Below are 20,506 nucleotides of genomic sequence, written 5' to 3'. Positions count from 1 at the left end.
AATTACAGGAAGGCTGTCGTAAAAAGTCAAATAAAATGGTCTTTTATCATGCATTTAGTTGACTATTATTTTGGAATATGGTAAAAACCTAATATAGTGATTGTAATGATCATCCGTCATCAATCGGATTTTTGTACAAATAATACATGCAATGAGAGGAATAAGTAGTCTGCCTTCCCTGTTACGAAGAGAGTCAGTGGGTGCTGTGAACTGACACAAATGGCCGATGAATTACATCCTGGAGCTTTTGTCGTGAACCTTAGTAGCGGCAAACGGTGAGAGCCGTTATCTCTATGAGTGAAGGATGTTATTCCTTAATTTGGGTGGTACCGCGCGACAGCGTCCCTGCATATATGCAGGGACTTTTTTGTTGTTTGCACGTTGAAATTAAAGGAGGAAGAGAGATGGATTTATTAAAAGACTTGGAATGGCGTGGGATCACGTACCAGCAAACGGATGCTGAAGGCTTGAAGGACTTATTGAATAAAGAAAGCATTTCGATTTATTGCGGGATCGATCCGACAGCGGACAGTATGCATATCGGTCATCTGCTTCCTTTCTTGACGCTTCGCCGTTTCCAGAATCAAGGGCATCGTCCACTTGTACTGGTTGGAGGGGCGACAGGTTTGATCGGTGACCCGAGCGGTAAAAACGAAGAGCGTAAACTCCAGACGGTTGAAGCGATCCAGGGAAATGTAGCAAGCATTAAAGGACAGCTCCAAAGCATTTTTGACTTCGAAGGGGAAAACGGTGCCGTGATGGTGAATAACTATGACTGGATCGGTGCGATGGATGTCGTCACATTCCTTCGTGATTTCGGAAAGCATGTGGGTGTCAATTACATGCTGGCTAAAGATACGATCTCGTCCCGTCTGGAATCGGGTATTTCATTCACTGAATTTACGTATACGATCCTTCAGGCGATGGACTTCAATCACTTATATGACAACTACAATTGTAAACTGCAGATCGGTGGAAGTGACCAGTGGGGGAACATTACGACGGGCCTTGAACTGATCAGACGCACACATGAAGAAGAAACGAAGGCATTCGGCTTCACGATTCCACTTGTAACGAAAGCGGACGGAACGAAATTCGGTAAAACGGAAAGCGGGGCGGTATGGCTCGATCCGAAGAAAACGTCTCCTTACGAGTTCTACCAGTTCTGGATCAACGCAGCCGATGCGGATGTGGTGAAATACTTGAAGTACTTTACCTTCCTTTCTCATGAAGAAATCGACGCACTTGCTACTTCCGTTGAAACAGAACCTCATCTTCGCAAAGCACAAAAGACGTTAGCGGAAGAAATGACGAAGCTGATCCACGGAGAAGAGGCCCTTGATCAGGCGATCCGTATCACTCAAGCGTTATTCAGTGGTGACATCAAATCATTATCAGCTTCTGAAATACTGGAAGGCTTCAAAGATGTCCCATCTTTCGAACAGGCAAAAGGAGAAGAAATCGGATTGATCGATCTCCTCGTTAATGCGAAAATCTCGCCATCCAAACGTCAGGCTCGAGAAGATGTCGGAAACGGTGCGATTTACATCAACGGTGAGCGTATCACGGATCTTCAGCATGTGATGGGCGAAGGGGACAAGATCGAAGGACAATTTACGATCATCCGCCGAGGAAAGAAGAAATATTTCAGAGTTCAGTACGTATAATAGAAAATACAATCTTTCAGCGCGGTATCCGTTTCTCTCATTAGGAGCGGGTACCGTGCTTTTATTATGGGAATTTCATGTTTTTCAGCACAAAAAAAAACACTGCCCATAGAATGGACAGTGTCTCTTTCACAAAGATTAACGAGAGTAGAACTCAACGATAAGAGCTTCGTTAATTTCAGCTGGTAATTCAGAACGTTCAGGAACGCGTGTGAATGTACCTTCTAATTTGTCAGCATCGAAAGTTAGGAATTCAGGAACAAAGCTGTTCACTTCCATCGCTTCTTTGATGATGTCAAGGTTACGTGATTTTTCACGAACTGAGATTGTTTGACCAGGAAGAACGCGGAATGAAGGGATGTCTACGCGAGATCCGTTCACTGTAACGTGACCGTGGTTAACAAGTTGACGTGCTTGACGACGAGTACGAGCAAGACCTAAACGATAAACAACGTTATCCAGGCGGCACTCAAGTAGCGCCATGAAGTTTTCACCGTGTTTACCTTGTAATTTGCCAGCTTGGTCAAATAGGTTACGGAATTGACGCTCAGTTACTCCGTACATGTGACGAAGTTTTTGCTTCTCTTGAAGTTGTAAACCGTATTCAGAGATTTTTTTACGTTGGTTAGGACCGTGTTGTCCTGGAGCGTAAGGACGCTTTTCTAATTCTTTACCCGTACCGCTTAGAGAGATTCCAAGACGACGAGATAATTTCCAGCTTGGGCCAGTATATCGAGCCATGAGAGACTCCTCCTTTATTGTTTTTATTTTGTTGTAAAATAAAAACACCTGTGAATAAACAATTATGTGCATTTTGTTTTCATGTACCTTCGCCCTAGCAGCAGAGGGTTACAAGATACACCTCAACGTAGAGGAACAAAATACGAGCATAAAGGACTTCACTGAAGCTGCATTATTTTACACAAAGAATATTATATGATGCGAGAGATTAGAAGTCAAGGAAGTATTTTATAGTTTCCTGAAAAGAGCGATCTGGATTGCACAAACAATATAGTTCATAAGTCATTTGTTGTGATATAATAAAAGTTGAAAATTATGTTAAATAGGTGAGCAGATTTGCAGGAATCAAAGAGAGAGAAATTTCTTCGATATCTATTGATCGGTATCTGTCTGCTGGTCGTATTGGGAGGTTCCCTTTATTCCTCCTCATCCGATAAAGTCGAGGAGATCAAACCATCCACACATGCCCAAGTATTGTCCAGGGGGGACGAAAGTCGGAACCCGGTCATCGCAGTGGCGAAGGTGGTAGAAGAGCAGCCGGTCCTTGTCATATATGAAATTGATCAAAAAAACCAATATTACTTTAAGGTATTACATAGTGTGTCGTTACACAATCCAGTGAAAACGCTTCGTGTTACAAAGGAACATAATGGGGTCTGGGTCCAAATGGAAGAGAAGAAGTGGATACTGTTTTCCGAATCGTTAGAGGTTTTACAGGAGCGGGAAAGTGAACCGTCTTCCGTCACTTCAAGCCGGCAGCCCTTTCATATTCAGGAGGGCACCGGATTGATCAGCATTCCCCGGGGATCCCGTGATGTCCGACTGGTTCTTACAGACAAAAGCGGGGAACCGGAAGAAATCCATTCCTTATCAGGAGACGATTCAGTATGGCTGGTTGTCTTTCAAAAGGATATGGTACTGGCCAGGAGCCGGTGATGTAATTCGTTTCACAAACCTTTCAGGTGTGGGTGAGAAAAATGTACGTTATTCAACATGCTCTGCATGAATACAAGTCCAAGCTATTCGATTTAATCTATGAAGAAATGTCAGCAGATGCAGATCATTCTGTTCAATTGCAAAAATGGCTGACGGTTGTGAAGGATTGCCTGGATATCGATCAGGCATTTTTATATTTTTATACCGATTCTACTTATTTCCTATATCAACCCCATCATCATGGTGGTGTTCCCCTCACACTTGCTGAAGCGACAGAGGAGTATATTCTCAGGCCGATCTTAATAGAAAAAGAAGATCTTTCTTCCATTAAGTTTCACTTTACGAAGAGTGATGGAAGTCCTTTGGCGATCCTCCAAGTGAAGACGGAGGATTCGAAAGGCTGGGCCGATGAAAGCTGGCTTCATTCCTTTTGGAAGGCGAGCAATCAGTTTTTACAGCATACAGGCAGCATCCAGACCGTCCTTGAAGACGAGAGAAGATATAGGGAATTATTCAAAGTGACAGAGATCTTCCATTCAACGAGGGACGTTCATACCCTCCTCGTACAGGTCATCGAGACATTGAAACAGGTATTCCCGATTGATGAGTTCCGTTTGTTATTGTCCAATGACCGGTATGACTTCGGCGAACTGCCCATCAAGAATTTTGATTTTGAACGTGCCAATGAATCGGCCATGCAGGCATTTGTCAACGGAAGCATTGAGTCCTGTGAAGAAGATATCCTTTATGCCCCATTAAAAGGGAAGCAGGGGATCTACGGGGTCCTTGAGGTGAAGTCCGTTTCCCGTGATTTTACAGATCAGAAGATCGAGTTCATCCGCCTCCTAGCCTATACAGCCGGGAGTGCCTTGGAGAACGCCAAGCTTTATGAACAGTCGAAGAGACTTATCACCGATCTTCAGCTTATCAATGAAACGTCCCATCAACTAAACTTGAATTTACGGTTATCTGAAACGGTCCTGTTTTTGAAGAAGCAGATTAAGCGTTCCTTCCAGGCATCCGCCATTGGCTTCGTCCTCCTTCAAAAAGGGGAGTACACCATTCTGGACGAAAGCTCCCCGATCTTTTCTGAAGAGATCGGCAGGAGTTATATTTCGTACGTTAAGAAGCGTATTGAAGAGGAGAGGGACTCCATCTTCTTAGGGGATGTCAGCGATCGATTTGAAGAAGCGACTGCTTTTCCGTCGCTCATGGCTGCTCCCATGGTTCAAAATGAAGCACTGATTGGATTCTGTGTGGTGCTCCATAAGGAACCGTATATGTTTTCGTTTGATATGTACAAGCTGCTGCAGTCGTTCATCCATCACTCCACCCTGGCCATCACTAATGCCACCCTCCGTGAAAAGTTGGAGCATATGGTCATCACCGATCACATGACCAAATTGTTCGCACGGAATTATTTGGATGATGAAATGGAATCCTCCATGAATCAGGATGAACTGGGAACGCTGCTCTTGATCGATATCGATGACTTCAAATCCATCAACGACAACTATGGTCACCAAATCGGGGATGAAGTCATCATAGAAGTGTCCAATCTCATCAAGGGAATCGTCAACCACCACGGATTCGTCGCAAGATGGGGAGGGGAAGAACTGGCAGCCTATCTGCCTTCCCTTTCCCTTGAAAAAGGAATGGAAATCGCGGAACGCATCATCAAGGACGTCCCATTGAAAACCGATCCATCCGTCACCCTATCATGCGGATTATCCATCTGGAGAGCGAATGATGACCACTGCCCTAAATCCGTCAAAGAACTAGTCAAAAAAGCCGACGAAGCACTCTACCTTGCCAAAAATAATGGAAAGAACCAGGTAGTAAAAGATTGTCAATAAACAATACAAAATCAACAGGATGAGCCGATAGTGGTTCTTCCTGTTTTTTATTTTGAAAGGCTTTTTCATAATCTGACATGTAACGCTGAATTAAAATGTGATGATCTTGAAAGGTAACTCGACCCTAAGGGAATAGATATTATATGTTGATTATAGAAAACACATGCTCAGTAAGTTGATTGAAGCGGAAGGTGCTCGACTCCGACGGGAATAGCGGGAAAGTTGAGACCCCACAGGGCGAAGCCCGAGGAGGCTCAACTCACGCCCCGCGGAAAGCGAGCACCTGCAGCGGAAATCAACCAACGCGTTACTTTGTATAGAAACAAAGATTAAGAAACAGCTAACTTCCTTTACCACTTTAGTGTAAACGCTTTCTTTTTCACCCGGAGTATCATATTCTAGAATAGTAGTTACTTAGACTTAAAGGGAATACTGGGAGGAATACTGTATGAAAGATGAGAAGCGTTTTGAAACAAGGGTGATTCACGAGGGGTATCAATCGTCTCAGCATTTTGATAGTTTAGCACCCCCTTTATACCAAACTTCTACTTATACCTTCGCAAATGCGAAACAAGGTGAAAATCGATTTGCCGGTGAAGAAGAAGGATATATATATTCAAGATTGGGAAATCCGACGGTATCCATATTGGAAGAACGGATGGCTTCATTGGAAGGCGGGGAAGCAGCCCTTGCATTCGGTTCAGGGATGGCAGCCGTAAGCGCGGTGCTGTTTTCACTGACAAAATCAGGTGATCATATTCTTTGCTCCCAAGGGGTGTATGGCTGTACGTTCGGACTACTCGAGCTCCTGCAGGAGAAATTTGCGATCGGACATGATTTTTCTTCCATGGACTCTGAAGAGGAAATCCGAGGGAAAATCACGGAAAACACCAGCTGTATTTATGTAGAAACCCCGATCAATCCGACCATGCAGCTCATTGACTTGGAACTCGTTGTGAAGGTTGCCAGGGAAAAGGGGATTCCGGTCGTGGTGGATAATACGTTCTGTTCACCGTATCTGCAGCGTCCGCTTGAACTAGGATGCGACATTGTCATCCACAGTGCAACGAAATATATTGGCGGACATGGAGACGTCGTTGCCGGCCTTGTTGTCGGTACACAGGAGAAAATGGCCGAGATCCGCATGACGACCCAAAAGGATATCGGCGGCATCATTTCCCCATTCGATGCATGGTTATTACTGAGGGGATTGAAGACACTGGCTGTACGGATGGACCGTCATTGTGACAGTGCTGAAAAGATTGCCGAATTATTAGCCGGGCATCCTGCCGTGGAAACGGTCATCTATCCCGGACATGAGAATCACCCTCAGCACGGGGTCATGAAGAAACAAATGAAAAAACCGGGCGGAATGATCTCCTTCACGCTGAAAGGATCCAAGGAAGAAGCGCAGAAGTTCATGGATGATCTAGACATGATCAAGATTGCCGTCAGCCTGGGGGATGCGGAAACATTGATCCAGCATCCCGCTACTATGACTCATGCCGTCGTGCCGGAAGAGTCGAGAAAGAGCATGGGAATCAATGACTCGCTTCTGAGGCTTTCGGTGGGACTTGAGGCACCGGAGGATATTTGGGACGATTTACTTCAGGCATTGGATAAAGCATAAGAAAAAAACAGGAAGGAGCCCGTCCAGCGGTTCCTTCCTGTTTTTTTAGTTATTTTTCCACATAGGCTTGCTTGGATTTCTTTGTGCTGACTCCATAAAGCTCGAACATAATCCCATAGAGGAAGACCGACAAAAAGATCGAGCTAATCATGTCGAGGATGAAGTGCTGTTTCACAAAAAGAGTCGAAAGGATGATCAGGGACCCCATTACCGGCACAAAGACCGTGTGGAACAAATGTTTATTCTTAATGTTGAAGTTTCCGAGAATGATGGCAAATGTCGTTAAGACATGGATGCTCGGGAAAGCATTATAAGGCTGATCATGGCTGTAGATCATCCGGACCAGGTCGATAAACAATCCATCACCCGTCAGTTCCGGGCGGGGTACGGTCGTTTGAAAGTAAAAGTAGATCACAAAACAAACCAATTCTCCGATGAAAATAATGCCGAGGGTTTTCAGGAATGTAGGGACATCTTTATACCAGAAGTAAAAAAGGTATCCTAAAATAAAGGCGTACCATAATATATACGGCACAATGAAAATCGGCACGAATGGGATCCATTCATCGAGTTGGGTAGATAAAATGACTGCTTCACGGGTATCCGTATTTAATAGCGTGTATATAAAACCTAATGCCGGCATCACCAGCAAACATAGTAAGTAGGGTAAGTCTTTTTTCTTAGCTCTCATATTACACCTCTTTTTACCTGTACTCCATTCTGGATATTGTATGGGATATCACAGGGTAAAGTTCTCATGTACGGTACTCTTTTCCCTATAAAAGGAGCAGGGAAACGTGAACTTTTTAACAAGTAACCGAATTTTTCCCAGCACAAAAAAACACCCTGACGGAAATGTCCTATTCCCGGCAGGGCTTTATCCCTATTATACAGGATTAAAGATGTCTTAAAAGTTCATCTGTGAAGATTTCCAAATACTTCTGGTCATCTTCATCAAATCGTGCTTTTTCAGGGCTGTCAATGTCGAGGACCCCGATCAGTTTACCATCTTTGACGAGAGGGATGACGATTTCGGATTGGGAGGCAGCGTCGCAGGCGATGTGGCCGGGGAATTGATGGACATCCTCGATCCGCAGCGTCTTCTGTTCACTTGCAGCCGTACCGCAAACGCCTCTTCCTAATGGAATCCTTACACATGCAGGAAGTCCCTGGAAAGGCCCGAGTACCAATTGATTGCTTTCTTCCTCAACCAAATAAAAGCCAACCCAATTAATACGGTCCATGAATTGGTTCAGTAAGGCGGAAGCATTGCTCAAATTCGCGATCTGATTCGGTTCACCTTCCAATAAAGCCTTCAATTGTTTCGTCACAAGACCAAAGCCCTGTTCCTTTGTACCTTGATATTTTTCTACTTGAAACATCATAAATTCCCCCAATTCTACATATTCTGCGCTATTTCATGTCTAAGCGTTATCGCAGGAACTCCAAGCGACAAATCCTGTCGAGAAATACTTAAAGGAAAACCATACGAAAACACGAATTCTTAGTGTAAACAAATTATAATAGAAACATCTATTGAACCATTTTTAGCATATTTTTTCATAACCTTCAATGATTTAGTTTAATTCTGAGAAGTTTTTATACATTGATCCTCGCCACTGTTTTTTTCATTCGCCTAATATACAAGAAAGAAGGGGAAATATGAAAAAACTAGATACCTCCAAGTCGACCAAAGAGTCCATTTTCAATTCGGCTGTGTACCTGTTTTATGATCATGGTTTCGATGGGACGTCCGTCAGGGATATAGCGAAGAGGGCGGGCGTGAACCCAGCTACGATTTCCTATTACTTCAAAGGAAAGCAGGGAGTATTGGAAGCGTGCTTCACCCATTTCTTTGAACCGTATTTGCGTTTCCTTCAGGAAGAGGTGGAGGCGTTGAATTATGTCAGTGCCGATCTGTGCCTGAAGCGTGCCGTCTATAAAATATTGAAATTCCAAAGCGAAAATCATCAGCTATCCCGATTCATCTGGAGGGAAGTATCCATCGATTCCCAGGTGGTCCGGGAAATCATTTCATCCTATTTAATGAAAGAAAGGCATTATATGAAACGGTTATTCGAACAGGGGATGAAGGACCATGCCTTGAAAAAACAGCCCGTCAGCTTCCTCGTCATCCAGCTCAAGTCCATGCTGACGATGCCGTTCCTTAACAGCCAGCAGTTAAGGGAAGTGTGGCAGATGTTCCCGCAGGAATACTACTTCATTGATCAATATTATAAAAACATTGATCAATGGATCGATCTCTTACTCGTTTCTGAAGCGAAAGAGGTCATGAAAAAAGAACTGATCATCTGAAAGAAAGAACTCTTCTCCGATTGAAGAAGAGTTCTTTCCTTTTATTTCATCAAGGCTCTTCCTTGATCCAGCCCATCAGCCGTATGGGCATCCGATCCATAGACGATCTTGATCCCCATGGCGCGGGCCTGGGTGATGACATCCTGTGGCGGATAGGATTCCCCGCAATGAGGTTTCACGAACCCCGCCCCGTTATAATCAAGCTCCAAATCCCTTCCCGCCATTTCCTGAAGGATGAGGGAAATCTCATCGGAAAACGACTGGGATGCAGGAAACAGCTTCTGAAATTTCTTTACGAGAGTGATGTGACCGATTCTCTTAGGTTTATAAACACCTAAATCAGCCCTGGTTGATTTCAATACCGTCTCATAATACCGCGCATAAACCGCATCCACCGAACCGTAATCATCGACCATCGACCCGAACACATCGGGACTGAAGTCCAGACAATCCCACTTTCCACGGTGCTGCAGAAAATGAACAGAAAGAATACTGTCATCCATCCGAGGTCCGTAGGTTGTAAGAATTTCTGCGGACTCTTTTTCAAACCCATCTATATAATCAACTTCAAGTCCAGAGAGGATGATGATCTTATCCTTATATTTTTCCTTAAGAATATCCAGTGCATCGAAGTATTCAGAAAGACGGGAAGGATCCATCCCGCTGTCCTGATCAGGTGTCGTATCAACAAACCCCTCAGGCAGCGGCGCATGCTCCGTAAACGTTATAGCACTATAATCAAGAGCAATCGCCCTCTCCACATACATCTCAAAAGAATCCTTACTACCATGTGGACAAAAAGGCGTATGAACATGTCCGTCGACTTTTAGCATGATGTTTCACTTCCTTGTATTTTAATAATGATCAGGGAGAATGAGGGTATGTTGCTTATATTCTTATAAAAAAGATTCTACATAGGTTGATTGAAGCGGAAGGTGCTCGACTCCGACGGGAATAGCGGGAAAGTTGAGACCCCGCAGGGCAAAGCCCGAGGAGGCTCAACTCACGCCCCGCGGAAAGCGAGCACCTGCAGCGGAAATCAACCAGCAGTCACTCATCCAAACGGTGTAAAACAACTAGCCAAATCAGCAACAAACCCAATAATCATACCCATTTCCCCTCAAATTTGCTAAAATTGACTTTTATCACTAAAAAATCAGAAATTAATAGTCAAAAAATGTCGTTAACATGGTATCATTATAGCAATGACAAATTATTAATGAAACATTCACATTCATATAGATGTCTACTGAATAGTTGAACAGGGGGCTTAAGATGCAATACGTCATCGCTGGAATAATACTTATCTTAATCGTATTCCTAATCGGATTTATCTCTAGAAAGAAATATTACGCCGAAATCGATCGGTATGAAGCCTGGAAAATCGATATCATGAACAAACCGGTTTCAGACGAACTTTCCAGAGTGAAGCAACTGAATATGACAGGTCAGACAGAAGAATTGTTTGACGGCTGGAGACAGGGTTGGGATGAGATTGTTGCTGTGCAGCTTCCTGATGTTGAAGAACTACTATTCGATGCAGAAGAGTACACCGATAAATTTCGCTTTAATAAAACCAAAGAGGTCCTGTCAAGAATCGATCAGGTTCTCACTGATATCGAAAAGAAGATCGAACTGATCCTGAGCGAATTAAATGAACTGGTCGGCAGTGAAGAGAAGAACCGCGAAGAAATCCTGGCCCTTCAAGAAGAATTCCGGAACAGCAAGAAACAATTGCTCGCCTATCGTCATACATACGGCCAAACGGCAAAGCATATGGAAGCAGTCCTTGATAAGCTTTCTGAACAAATCAATCAGTTCAATGAGCTGACGGAGCAGGGGAACTATCTGGATGCAAGGGAGATCGTGCTGGGCCTTGCAGAGGAAATGAAGATGGTTGCCTACAAAATGGAGACGGTACCGAAACTGATTACGGACTTTGAGAACGTATTGCCGTCCCAACTGTCCGAGCTTGAAGCTGGATACATCGAGATGAAGGATCAGGGCTACACCCTTGATCATATCGAAGTGGACAAGGAAGTAGCCTCATTGAAGGAAACCCTTCAACACTTTAATAAAAATCTTGAGGAGCTTCAGGTCGAAGAAGTGGAAGAAGGCATACAGGAAATCAAAGTGAAGGTGGAAAGCCTTTACGATTTACTGGAAAAAGAAGTCCATGCCAAACATTTTGTAGAGCAGTATCGAGACCAAACGACGGAAGGGCTCATCAAGGCAAAAGAAGACAATGATGACATTCAATCGGAAGTAAGAATCGTGAAGCAAGGGTACCATCTACATGATGCGGACCTTAGTACACCGAACGAGATTGATAAGAAAATCATCCAGCTCTCCAAGCGACATGAAATGCTGATGCATAAGGAAGAAACGAATGCGACGGCTTTCTCGAATTTAAGTGATGAGCTGAAAGATATCAGAAGTGGACTGGAAGAACTGAATCAACAGCAAAGTGAATTCTCCGTCTATCTGCAGAACCTCCGCAAGGATGAATTGGCTACAAGGGAAAAAATCCAGGAGCTTAAGAAAAAGGTGGCTGAAGCAAGCCGGATGATTTCAAAGAGCAATGTACCGGGATTGCCTGCCGATTACAAGGATCTTCTTGATGAAGTCCATCGTAAGATCGAGCAAGTGAATGCGAGCTTAACGGAAAAGCCTTTAAACATGAAGTTCATCCAGGAAACATTATTGGGTGCCGAGGATACGGTCGACCATTTCTATACGAAAACGGGAGATCTGATCGAGAATGTTCTTTTATCCGAGAAGATCATTCAGTACGGAAATCGCTACCGCAGCAAATATAGTTCGGTACGGGAAGGTCTTCAGACGGCTGAACAAGCCTTCCGTCAATATGATTACCGCAGAGCGTTGGAAGAAGCGGCCACAACCATCGAGAAGGTGGAGCCGGGCGCATTGAAGAAAATTGAGAAGATGATGGATCTTGAAGAAAGATCATAAATAAAAAGGACTGATGTAGACGTTTCAATCTACATCAGTCCTTTTTTGTAAGACGATTGAACTTAACTGGCTTCAATCGTCCGTTTGGTTTGACCTGCGAGTACGGCAATGATGAATCCGATGATGGCACCGATCATAGCCGGAACAATCCAGCCGATTCCTTGAGTATAGAACGGAAGGAATTCAAGAGATTGACTGATGGCCGTCACGTCGACGCCAGCGGTTTTGATGCCATCGATCAGACTGATCAGACCCGTTGGAATCAATGCCCCAACATACACAAGGGAGTAACCGTTAAATCCATTATGCATGAATGATAGAAGAATCAGTACGATCGCCAATGGATAAATGAATATTAGAACAGGTAAAGAGACGGCAATCAACTGAGTCAATCCGATATTGGCGATGATCATGCTGAATAGAGAAATGATGATCACCAATTTAGGATAGGATACCGGCAGGATTTTGGCGAAGAATTGTGAGCACGCCGACACAAGTCCGACTGATGTCGTAATGCACGCAAACGTAATCGCAAGTCCCAGGATGATCGTCCCCATTGAACCGAATAAATGGCTCGCTGCAGCTGAAAGGATCGCTCCACCGTTTGCCTGAACGCCGATGGAATCCGTACTGCTCGCACCGATATAGCTTAAGGATAAATACACAAGGGCAAGCCCTGCGGCCGCAATGAATCCGGCAATGATCGTGATGCGTGTCAGGCTGGACTTATTGGTGATGCCCCGGTCTTTAATGGAATTGATGACGACAATCCCGAACACTAAAGCAGCGATCGTATCCATGGTCAGGTATCCCTCGATGAATCCTTTGAATAATGGTCCATCCTGATAGGCTTCATGCGGTGCACCGAAGTCTCCCATCGGGCTGATGATGCTTTTGACCACTAGTACTGTCAGGATGACAATGAGGGAAGGAGTCAAGATCTTCCCGATACGGTCGACAAGTTTTGACGGATTCATCGCAAGCCATGCCGTCAATCCAAAGAAGATAATCGTATAAATCAGTAAAGAAACTCCGTATTTTGCTGTATCTTCAGGTAAGAAGGGGATGACCCCGATTTCATAGGCGACGGTTCCGGTCCGTGGTATTCCGAAGAACGGCCCGATCGCCAGGTACATAACAATGGTAAAGATAAGTCCGAATAATGGATGTACGCGGTTTGCGAGTGTCTGAAGGTCCCCTCCGGACTTCGCAATGGCGATGACACCAAGCAGCGGTAGCCCCACTCCCGTAATAAGAAAGCCGATGATACCGGTCCAGACATGTTCTCCGGCCTGCTGCCCCAGGAATGGCGGGAAGATCATATTTCCTGCTCCAAGAAAAAGAGCGAAGAGCATTAATCCAATCGTCAAGATCTGACTGAATGATAGCGCTTTCTCGTTCATATATACCCCTCCGTTTGTAATCGTTATCACAAGCAAAAAATATCTTATCATAAGTTTGTAGAAAAATGTCGAAAAACTAAATAGTCTTACAATTTAGTATATTTAAATAACTTCCGTTTCTGCTACCTTTTAGATTCTCGCAAAAATTCTGTCATTTTTCAATAATAATTTTTGGAAAATGAAAAAATATTTGTGAATGATGTGATAAATCATTTTTCTACTATAATGAATCCTAATGCCGAAATGAATTTCATTTGGGATGTGCAGGATTTATGGTAAGATTAATGATTGAGTATAAAAGCGTCATGTAAAAGAAGGTGTAAACTTGATTTATTTTGATAATAGTGCGACAACCAAGCCATATAAGGAAGTGCTGGACACATTCCTGAAAGTAAATGAAAGCTATTATGCCAATCCATCGTCCATCCATTCGTTCGGTGGTCAGGTGGAAAAGTTAGTTCAACAATCCAGGGAGCAGATCGCTTCCCTATTAGGGATAAAGACAAAAGAGGTATTCTTCACTTCTGGCGGGACTGAATCGAATAATCTGGCGATAAAAGGAACCGCACTGCAATACGGTCACAGAGGGAAGCATATCATTACGACCAAAATAGAGCATCCTTCCGTCATCAATGCCTTTAAGCAGTTAGAATCATTTGGTTACACAGCGACGTATCTCGATGTAGATCCAGAAGGCAAGGTCCGTCCCTCAGAATTGAAAGAGGCGATCCAGGATGACACGATCCTTGTTTCGGTGATGCAGGTGAATAATGAAATCGGGAGCGTGCAGCCCATCAGGGAGATCGCTGAGATCCTGAATGATTATCCCAAGATACTCTTTCATGTCGATGCCGTACAGGCATGCGGGAAGGTCCCCCTTATTCTCGACGAAAAGCTCATCGATTTATGCAGCCTATCCGCCCATAAAATTCATGGCATCAAAGGAACCGGCATGCTGTATGTGAGGGACGGACTTGAAATTTCGCCCATCCTCTCAGGAGGCGAGCAGGAAGGGAACCTCAGAAGCGGCACGGAAAACACCGGAGGAATCGTATCCTTCGCGAAGGCACTCCGGATGCATATGGGAGAAAGTAAACAGAAGTTGGTTATAATGGAAGAAAATCAGCAATTCCTTAAGGAAGAGCTTGAGAAAATCGGAGGTGTGACGGTTCATACACCTGCACGGGATCATGCCCCCCATATCCTGAATTTTTCAGTGGCGGATTTTAAAGGGGAAGTACTCATTCACGCCCTCGACCGGCATGAAGTGTATGTATCGACGACAAGCGCTTGTTCATCGAAGCAAAGCAAGCCCAGTCAGACCCTCTTATCCATGGGTGTACCGGACAACCTTGCCGCTAATTCGATCCGGATCAGCCTGTCCTTCCATAATACGATGGAGGAATGCAAAGAATTTATTGGTTTACTAAATAAAGAAATTCAATACTTACAACATACAATGAGGAGATCAAGATGAAATATAATCGCATACTCGTACGATACGGTGAAATTTCAACCAAAGGAAGAAACCGTAAGATGTTCACAGCCAAGCTCCGTGAAAATATTTTGCACACGCTGAAGGATTTCCCGACGATTTCCGTTGCAGCGAGCCGGGATCGCCTCCACATTCAATTGGGAGACGAAAACGCAGAAGAAATCATTCCGAGACTTGAAAAGATCTTCGGGATCCAATCATTCAGTCCAGTCGTCAAAGTCCCTCAAAATATGGAGGACATCATGAAAGCAGGACTTGCTCTCGTTCAAAAGAGCTTTTCCCCCGGCAAAACCTTTAAAGTGGCTGCCAGAAGAGCGGATAAAAAGTTTGAACTCGACACGAATGAATTAAACTATGAAGTAGGGTCCTATATCCTCCGCAATATGGACGGATTAAAGGTGGATGTAAAGAATCCCGACATTCAACTGAATGTGGAAGTGAGAAAAGAAGCCGTCTATCTCTCTTCTGAAATTTATCAAGGATCTACCGGAATGCCGGTCGGGGCGAGCGGGAAGGCGATGCTGATGCTTTCAGGCGGGATCGACAGTCCTGTCGCCGGTTATCTGACGATGAAAAGAGGAGTGGAGATCGAAGCGGTCCATTTTCACAGCCCTCCGTTTACAAGTGAACGGGCGAAGCAAAAGGTAATCGACCTATCGAAGAAGCTCTCTGCCTTCAGCGGGAAAGTGAAACTGCATATCGTCCCATTTACCAAGGTGCAGCAAACGATTCATGATCAGGTTCCTGAAAACTATACGATGACGTCGACGAGACGGATGATGCTCAGGATCGCGGATCAAATCCGTGAGAAGAATGAAGGGCTGGCACTCATTACCGGAGAAAGCCTTGGCCAGGTGGCGAGTCAGACGCTTGAGAGCATGCAGGCGATAAACGACGTCACGAATACACCGGTGTTACGTCCACTCATCGCCATGGACAAGCTTGAAATCATCGATATCGCCCAGAAGATCGATACCCATGACATTTCCATTCTTCCTTACGAAGACTGTTGTACGATCTTCACACCACCTGCACCGAAAACAAGACCTAAAAAAGAAAAAGTGGAGTACTATGAAAGCTTTGTTGATTTCGAAACCCTCCTTACAGAAGCCGTGGACGGCACAGAGACCATGACAATCGACTTATCTACAGGCTCGAATGTAGAAAAAACCTTTGACGAATTACTCTAAAAATTTAGGATAATTTACCAACGAATTTCCTTGTATGAAGCCATGTGTTTTTACACAATCTATATTCAACAAGGAGGTGAAAACACATGGCAAACAACAGTTCAAATCAATTAGTAGCTCCAGGAGCTCAACAAGCAATCGACCAAATGAAATACGAAATCGCTTCTGAATTCGGAGTTCAACTTGGTCCAGATGCAACAGCACGCGCTAACGGTTCTGTAGGTGGTGAAATCACTAAACGTTTAGTTCAAATGGCTGAACAACAAATCGGTGGCGGATATTCAAAATAATTAAATACAATGGCTACAAGGAGCGGGTTTCCCCGCTCCTTTTCTATTTGTATAAAAAAAGAAGGTTGTTTTCGTGTTTCAATCTAAAGACGATCAAATTGTATAAAATTTTTTGTGTCACTTTTTACACCGCTGTTGATTTCCGTGCAAGACTTCGCTTTCCTCGGGCGGAAGGCAAGCCTCCTCGTCGCTCTCGCTCCTGCGGGGTCTCACCTATTCCGCTTTTCCCGTAGGAGTCTTCGTCTTGCACTCCAATCAACAGCTAGAGCCGGCTGAATACACTTCATACCCTTTTACAAAAACAGCAAAAAATCCGAACGATGATCATTCGGATTTTGTTTTGAATAAACCAGTGCCTTTAATTGCTTTGTTCTCTTAGTACTTATCCATAATAGTTGTTAAAAATTCTGATGTTTATCCTTTTATGAATTTAAAACCATTATAAAACCAATGTTGATTGGAGCGGAAGGTGCTCGACTCCTGCGGGAAACGCTGGACAGGTGAGACCCCGGAGGCGCAGCCGAGGAGGCTCACCGCCAGCCCCGCGGAAAGCGAGCACCTGGAGTGGAAATCAACCACTACTCGCTTCTTAAATTTAATTGTGTTTGTCGAATAACCTCACGTTTTGACGATGATAGAATATAACCAAATAATTTAAAAAATTTAAATTATTTTGTATAATAGAGAAGAATCGACAAACAAGGGGGAGTCATACGTGAAGAGGGAAGAACTGATTGCACCGGAAAAGTATAATTTGGTGGAAGAAGTAGAGAAGTTTGCAAGTGATGGAGAGAAGCTTGCCATCAAGTGGGAAAATGAAGAAGGTAAAAAAGAAGACATTACATACACACAATTATTGAAAAATGTAAATAAAATTGGAAACGTTTTCTTAGGGGAGGGCCTTGAAAAAGGGGATGTCATCCTTGTCATGGTTCCCCGCTTAATTGAGGCATATGCTGTTTATCTTGCCGCACTGAAATCCGGGCTTGTCGTGATTCCAAGCTCTGAGATGCTTCGGACAAAGGATCTCGAATACCGGATCGATCACGGGGATGTGAAAGGAATTGTAGCGTATTCTCCGTTCGTCGAGCAGTTTGAAAACGTAAGGGGCATGGAAAATCTCAAGAAATTCGTAGTAGGGGAAAAGCAGGACGGCTGGCTTGCCATTGAAGAAGAAATGAAATCGGTCTCTGAAGATCTGTCATTCGCTGATACAAAACGGGACGATATGGCCTTCCTTTCCTATACGTCAGGGACGACGGGGAATCCGAAAGGGGTTGTCCACACGCACGGTTGGGCATACGCTCACCTGAAAACAGCGGCGCGTGAATGGCTGTGCATCGAAGAAGGGGATACGGTTTGGGCGACGGCAGGTCCTGGCTGGCAAAAGTGGATCTGGAGTCCGTTCCTTTCTGTCCTCGGTTCAGGTGCCACAGGTCTTGTGTACCAAGGGAAATTCGACCCGAACAAATATCTTCAGATGCTCGAGGATAACCATGTCAACGTCCTATGCTGCACGCCTACAGAGTATCGCCTGATGGCGAAAGTGGATAATCTGGGCACCTATAAGCTCGACCACCTGCACAGCGCGGTGTCGGCTGGGGAGCCGTTGAACAGGGAAGTCATCGATGCCTTCAAGAGACACTTCGAGATCGAAGTCCGTGACGGCTATGGTCAAACGGAGAACACCCTCCTTGTCGGGATCATGAAAGGGATGGAACTGAAACCGGGATCCATGGGGAAACCGACCCCTGGGAATCGGGTAGAAATCATCAATGATGAAGGCTATCCTTGTGAAGTCGGCGAAGTGGGAGATATCGCGGTTCACGTAGAAACGCCTGCCCTGTTCAAAAATTATTATAAAGATCCCGAACGTACGGCCATGCAGTTCAGGGGAGATTACTATATTACGGGTGATAAAGCGAAGAAGGATGAAGACGGCTACTTCTGGTTTGAAGGCCGTGGGGATGATATCATCATCAGTTCTGGCTACACGATCGGACCTTTTGAAGTGGAAGATGCCCTCGTGAAGCATCCATCGGTTCAGGAATGTGCCGTCGTGGGAAGTCCCGATGAAGTAAGGGGACTGATCGTTAAGGCGTTTGTCGTTTTACGTGAAGATGTGGATCAAAACGATCCCGAACTGATTCCTTCCCTTCAGCAGCATGTGAAAGACTTAACGGCCCCTTACAAATATCCGCGCAAGATTGAATTTGTGAAGGAACTGCCGAAAACGACATCAGGAAAAATCAGAAGAATCGAATTGAGACAAAAAGAACTGAGTTCAGTGAAAAACTGATCACGGATAGGGAGCCTTTAAGGCTCTCTATTTTTTATGATTTTTTCATTTCAGAATCTTCCTATAATATGATACATTTGAGAAATAGACTTTTAGGAAAGAAGGAAATGCATCATGGGTACTTTATGGAGAAACGGCACCATCTATACAATGCAACACGAAGGACATCATGTGGAAGCGGTTTTTACAGAGAACGGCCTGATCAAGGGATTGGGTACAGCGGAAGAACTAGAGCAGAAATTCACCATTGATTCAGTGGTGGATTTAGAGAAAAAGATCATGTTCCCGGGATTTGTCGATAGTCACATGCACCTCATCGGCCACGGTGAGACGTTGATGAGGCTAGATCTTTCCAGTATGAACAGCAAGCGTGAAGTGTTGGATGCCATCAAGGAAAAAGCCCAAGGCGTCGAAGAAGGAAAATGGATCATCGGTGAAGGATGGAATGAGAATCTTTGGAGTGATGCAGCGGTCCTGACCAAGCAGGAAATCGATGCGGTCGTTCCGAACCACCCCGTGCTTCTAAAACGGATCTGCCGGCACGCCATGGTGGTGAATTCGCTTGCCTTCAAACATGCAGGCATCGACGAAGACACCCCGAATCCTGCAGGAGGCTTGATCGAACGGGATGATGAAGGCGGGTTGAATGGTTTATTAAAGGATAAGGCACAGGATCTGATGGTCGATGCCCTGCCCGCCATTTCCTCCGAGTATCTCGTCGAAGCCCTGACCAAAGGGATAGAAAGCTGCTGGGAGCATGGATTGGTCGGTGGACATACGGAGGACCTGAGCTATTACGGAAACTTCAAGAAAACATACAATGCGTTCCTTGAGGCCATCAATGAAGGCAATAGGAAATTCAGGGCTCATCTTCTCGTCCATCATGCAGTGATCGAAGATTGGAAGGAAGATGGCCATCAATTCCTGAGCGGAAATGAATTCATTGAGTTCGGCGCCATGAAAATTTTCGCCGATGGTGCATTGGGTGGCAGGACGGCACTGTTGAGCTATCCGTACGCCGATGATCCAAGCACGAATGGAGTCAGCATCCACACGAACGAGCGACTTCTTGAGCTTGTGAAAAAGGCAAGGAAGTATGAATTGCCGATTGCCGTCCATACGATCGGGGATCAGGCATTTGAAAATGTCGTCGACAGCATCCTGGAGGCACCTAGCCTTCATGGCAGACGGGACCGGCTCATCCATGCCCAGATCCTCCGAAATGAACTGATCGAGAAGATCAAAGGGCTGCCTCTCATCCTGGATATCCAACCAAGGTTTGTGGCATCGGATTTCCCGTGGGTCGTTGAACGACTCGGAAAAGAAAACATGAAGTACAACTATGCGTGGAAAACGCTCCTTGACGAAGGTATCCCGTGTGCAGGCGGCTCGGATGCCCCGATTGAACCGATAAATCCACTTTGGGGAATTCATGCGGCGGTTACCCGGACGAATCCCCTGGACCCCGACAGGACCGTGTATCGTCCCGAAGAAAAACTGTCGATGTATGAAGCGATATCCCTTTTTACAAAGGGAAGTGCGTACGCCTGTCACCATGAGGAAGACCGAGGGGAGATCCGTGAAGGATATACAGCAGACTTCACCGTCTTGGATATCGACCCATTCAACGTCGATACGGACCAAATACTTGGCAAAGTCGTCGATATGACGATCGTCGACGAGACCATCGTCTATAAAAAAAATAAATAA

Annotated in this window: 16 protein-coding genes and 1 other annotated feature; of the genes, 11 read left to right on the top strand and 5 right to left on the bottom strand. The window is 44.8% G+C overall.

What is annotated here, in order from left to right:
• Window positions 1-142: 142 nt before the first annotated feature.
• Window positions 143-350 (top strand) — a binding site (T-box leader).
• Window positions 351-404: 54 nt separating this feature from the next.
• Window positions 405-1,667: a tyrosine--tRNA ligase gene (tyrS, locus tag P8596_RS18895; protein WP_224522174.1), complete on the top strand. Its 1,263-nt coding sequence runs from the start codon at window positions 405-407 to the stop codon at window positions 1,665-1,667.
• 138 nt (window positions 1,668-1,805) lie between these two features.
• Here tyrS and rpsD read toward each other — a convergent pair whose 3' ends face one another.
• Complete coding sequence (gene rpsD, locus P8596_RS18890; RefSeq protein ID WP_034765742.1) at window positions 1,806-2,408, bottom strand: 30S ribosomal protein S4; 603 nt, start codon at window positions 2,406-2,408, stop codon at window positions 1,806-1,808.
• 336 nt (window positions 2,409-2,744) lie between these two features.
• Here rpsD and P8596_RS18885 point away from each other — a divergent pair, with 336 nt between their 5' ends.
• The 3 genes from P8596_RS18885 to megL all read left to right on the top strand — a co-directional run bounded on the left by P8596_RS18885 (window position 2,745) and on the right by megL (window position 6,830).
• Window positions 2,745-3,344: a hypothetical protein gene (locus P8596_RS18885; protein WP_279724724.1), complete on the top strand. Its 600-nt coding sequence runs from the start codon at window positions 2,745-2,747 to the stop codon at window positions 3,342-3,344.
• Between the two features lie 41 nt (window positions 3,345-3,385).
• The gene (locus P8596_RS18880; RefSeq protein WP_279724723.1) at window positions 3,386-5,200 is read left to right on the top strand and encodes a sensor domain-containing diguanylate cyclase; all 1,815 of its coding nucleotides are present in this window, start codon (window positions 3,386-3,388) and stop codon (window positions 5,198-5,200) included.
• Between the two features lie 448 nt (window positions 5,201-5,648).
• The gene (gene megL / locus P8596_RS18875) at window positions 5,649-6,830 is read left to right on the top strand and encodes a methionine gamma-lyase (protein ID WP_279724721.1); all 1,182 of its coding nucleotides are present in this window, start codon (window positions 5,649-5,651) and stop codon (window positions 6,828-6,830) included.
• A 49-nt stretch (window positions 6,831-6,879) separates the two neighbouring features.
• Here the strand turns inward: megL and P8596_RS18870 are convergent, their stop codons facing one another.
• Both P8596_RS18870 and P8596_RS18865 read right to left on the bottom strand, forming a co-directional pair.
• Window positions 6,880-7,521: a phosphatase PAP2 family protein gene (locus P8596_RS18870; protein ID WP_279724720.1), complete on the bottom strand. Its 642-nt coding sequence runs from the start codon at window positions 7,519-7,521 to the stop codon at window positions 6,880-6,882.
• A 205-nt stretch (window positions 7,522-7,726) separates the two neighbouring features.
• Window positions 7,727-8,212 carry a GAF domain-containing protein gene (locus P8596_RS18865; RefSeq protein WP_279727030.1) on the bottom strand — a complete coding sequence of 162 codons (486 nt, stop codon included), beginning with the start codon at window positions 8,210-8,212 and terminating at the stop codon, window positions 7,727-7,729.
• A 280-nt stretch (window positions 8,213-8,492) separates the two neighbouring features.
• On the opposite strand from P8596_RS18865, the gene refZ reads away from it, so the two are divergent.
• Window positions 8,493-9,146, top strand: coding sequence for a forespore capture DNA-binding protein RefZ (gene refZ / locus P8596_RS18860; RefSeq protein WP_279724719.1), 654 nt, complete (start codon window positions 8,493-8,495; stop codon window positions 9,144-9,146).
• A 41-nt stretch (window positions 9,147-9,187) separates the two neighbouring features.
• Here refZ and hisJ read toward each other — a convergent pair whose 3' ends face one another.
• Window positions 9,188-9,979: a histidinol-phosphatase HisJ gene (gene hisJ / locus P8596_RS18855; protein WP_279724717.1), complete on the bottom strand. Its 792-nt coding sequence runs from the start codon at window positions 9,977-9,979 to the stop codon at window positions 9,188-9,190.
• A gap of 442 nt (window positions 9,980-10,421) precedes the next feature.
• On the opposite strand from hisJ, the gene ezrA reads away from it, so the two are divergent.
• Window positions 10,422-12,119: a septation ring formation regulator EzrA gene (ezrA, locus tag P8596_RS18850; protein ID WP_279724715.1), complete on the top strand. Its 1,698-nt coding sequence runs from the start codon at window positions 10,422-10,424 to the stop codon at window positions 12,117-12,119.
• Between the two features lie 62 nt (window positions 12,120-12,181).
• Here the strand turns inward: ezrA and brnQ are convergent, their stop codons facing one another.
• Window positions 12,182-13,522, bottom strand: coding sequence for a branched-chain amino acid transport system II carrier protein (brnQ, locus tag P8596_RS18845; RefSeq protein ID WP_261749919.1), 1,341 nt, complete (start codon window positions 13,520-13,522; stop codon window positions 12,182-12,184).
• 325 nt (window positions 13,523-13,847) lie between these two features.
• On the opposite strand from brnQ, the gene P8596_RS18840 reads away from it, so the two are divergent.
• From P8596_RS18840 to P8596_RS18820, 5 genes are all read left to right on the top strand, one after another.
• Window positions 13,848-14,999, top strand: a complete 1,152-nt coding sequence (locus P8596_RS18840) for a cysteine desulfurase family protein (protein ID WP_279724714.1) — start codon at window positions 13,848-13,850, stop codon at window positions 14,997-14,999.
• Complete coding sequence (thiI, locus tag P8596_RS18835) at window positions 14,996-16,207, top strand: tRNA uracil 4-sulfurtransferase ThiI (RefSeq protein ID WP_279724713.1); 1,212 nt, start codon at window positions 14,996-14,998, stop codon at window positions 16,205-16,207. Before P8596_RS18840 ends, thiI begins: the two co-directional genes overlap by 4 nt.
• Before the next feature lie 86 nt (window positions 16,208-16,293).
• Entirely contained in the window at window positions 16,294-16,497 is a 204-nt protein-coding gene (locus P8596_RS18830) for an alpha/beta-type small acid-soluble spore protein (RefSeq protein ID WP_034765764.1), read from the top strand.
• 715 nt (window positions 16,498-17,212) lie between these two features.
• Window positions 17,213-18,796, top strand: a complete 1,584-nt coding sequence (gene mbcS / locus P8596_RS18825) for an acyl-CoA synthetase MbcS (protein WP_279724712.1) — start codon at window positions 17,213-17,215, stop codon at window positions 18,794-18,796.
• A gap of 114 nt (window positions 18,797-18,910) precedes the next feature.
• On the top strand, window positions 18,911-20,506 hold the full coding sequence (locus P8596_RS18820) for an amidohydrolase (protein ID WP_279724710.1): 1,596 nt from the start codon (window positions 18,911-18,913) through the stop codon (window positions 20,504-20,506).

Source organism: Rossellomorea sp. DA94, assembly GCF_029834455.1.
GTDB lineage: Bacteria > Bacillota > Bacilli > Bacillales > Bacillaceae_B > Rossellomorea > Rossellomorea vietnamensis.
The sequence above is the reverse complement of the archived record's forward strand: the minus strand, read 5'-3'. Positions and strand labels throughout refer to the sequence as shown.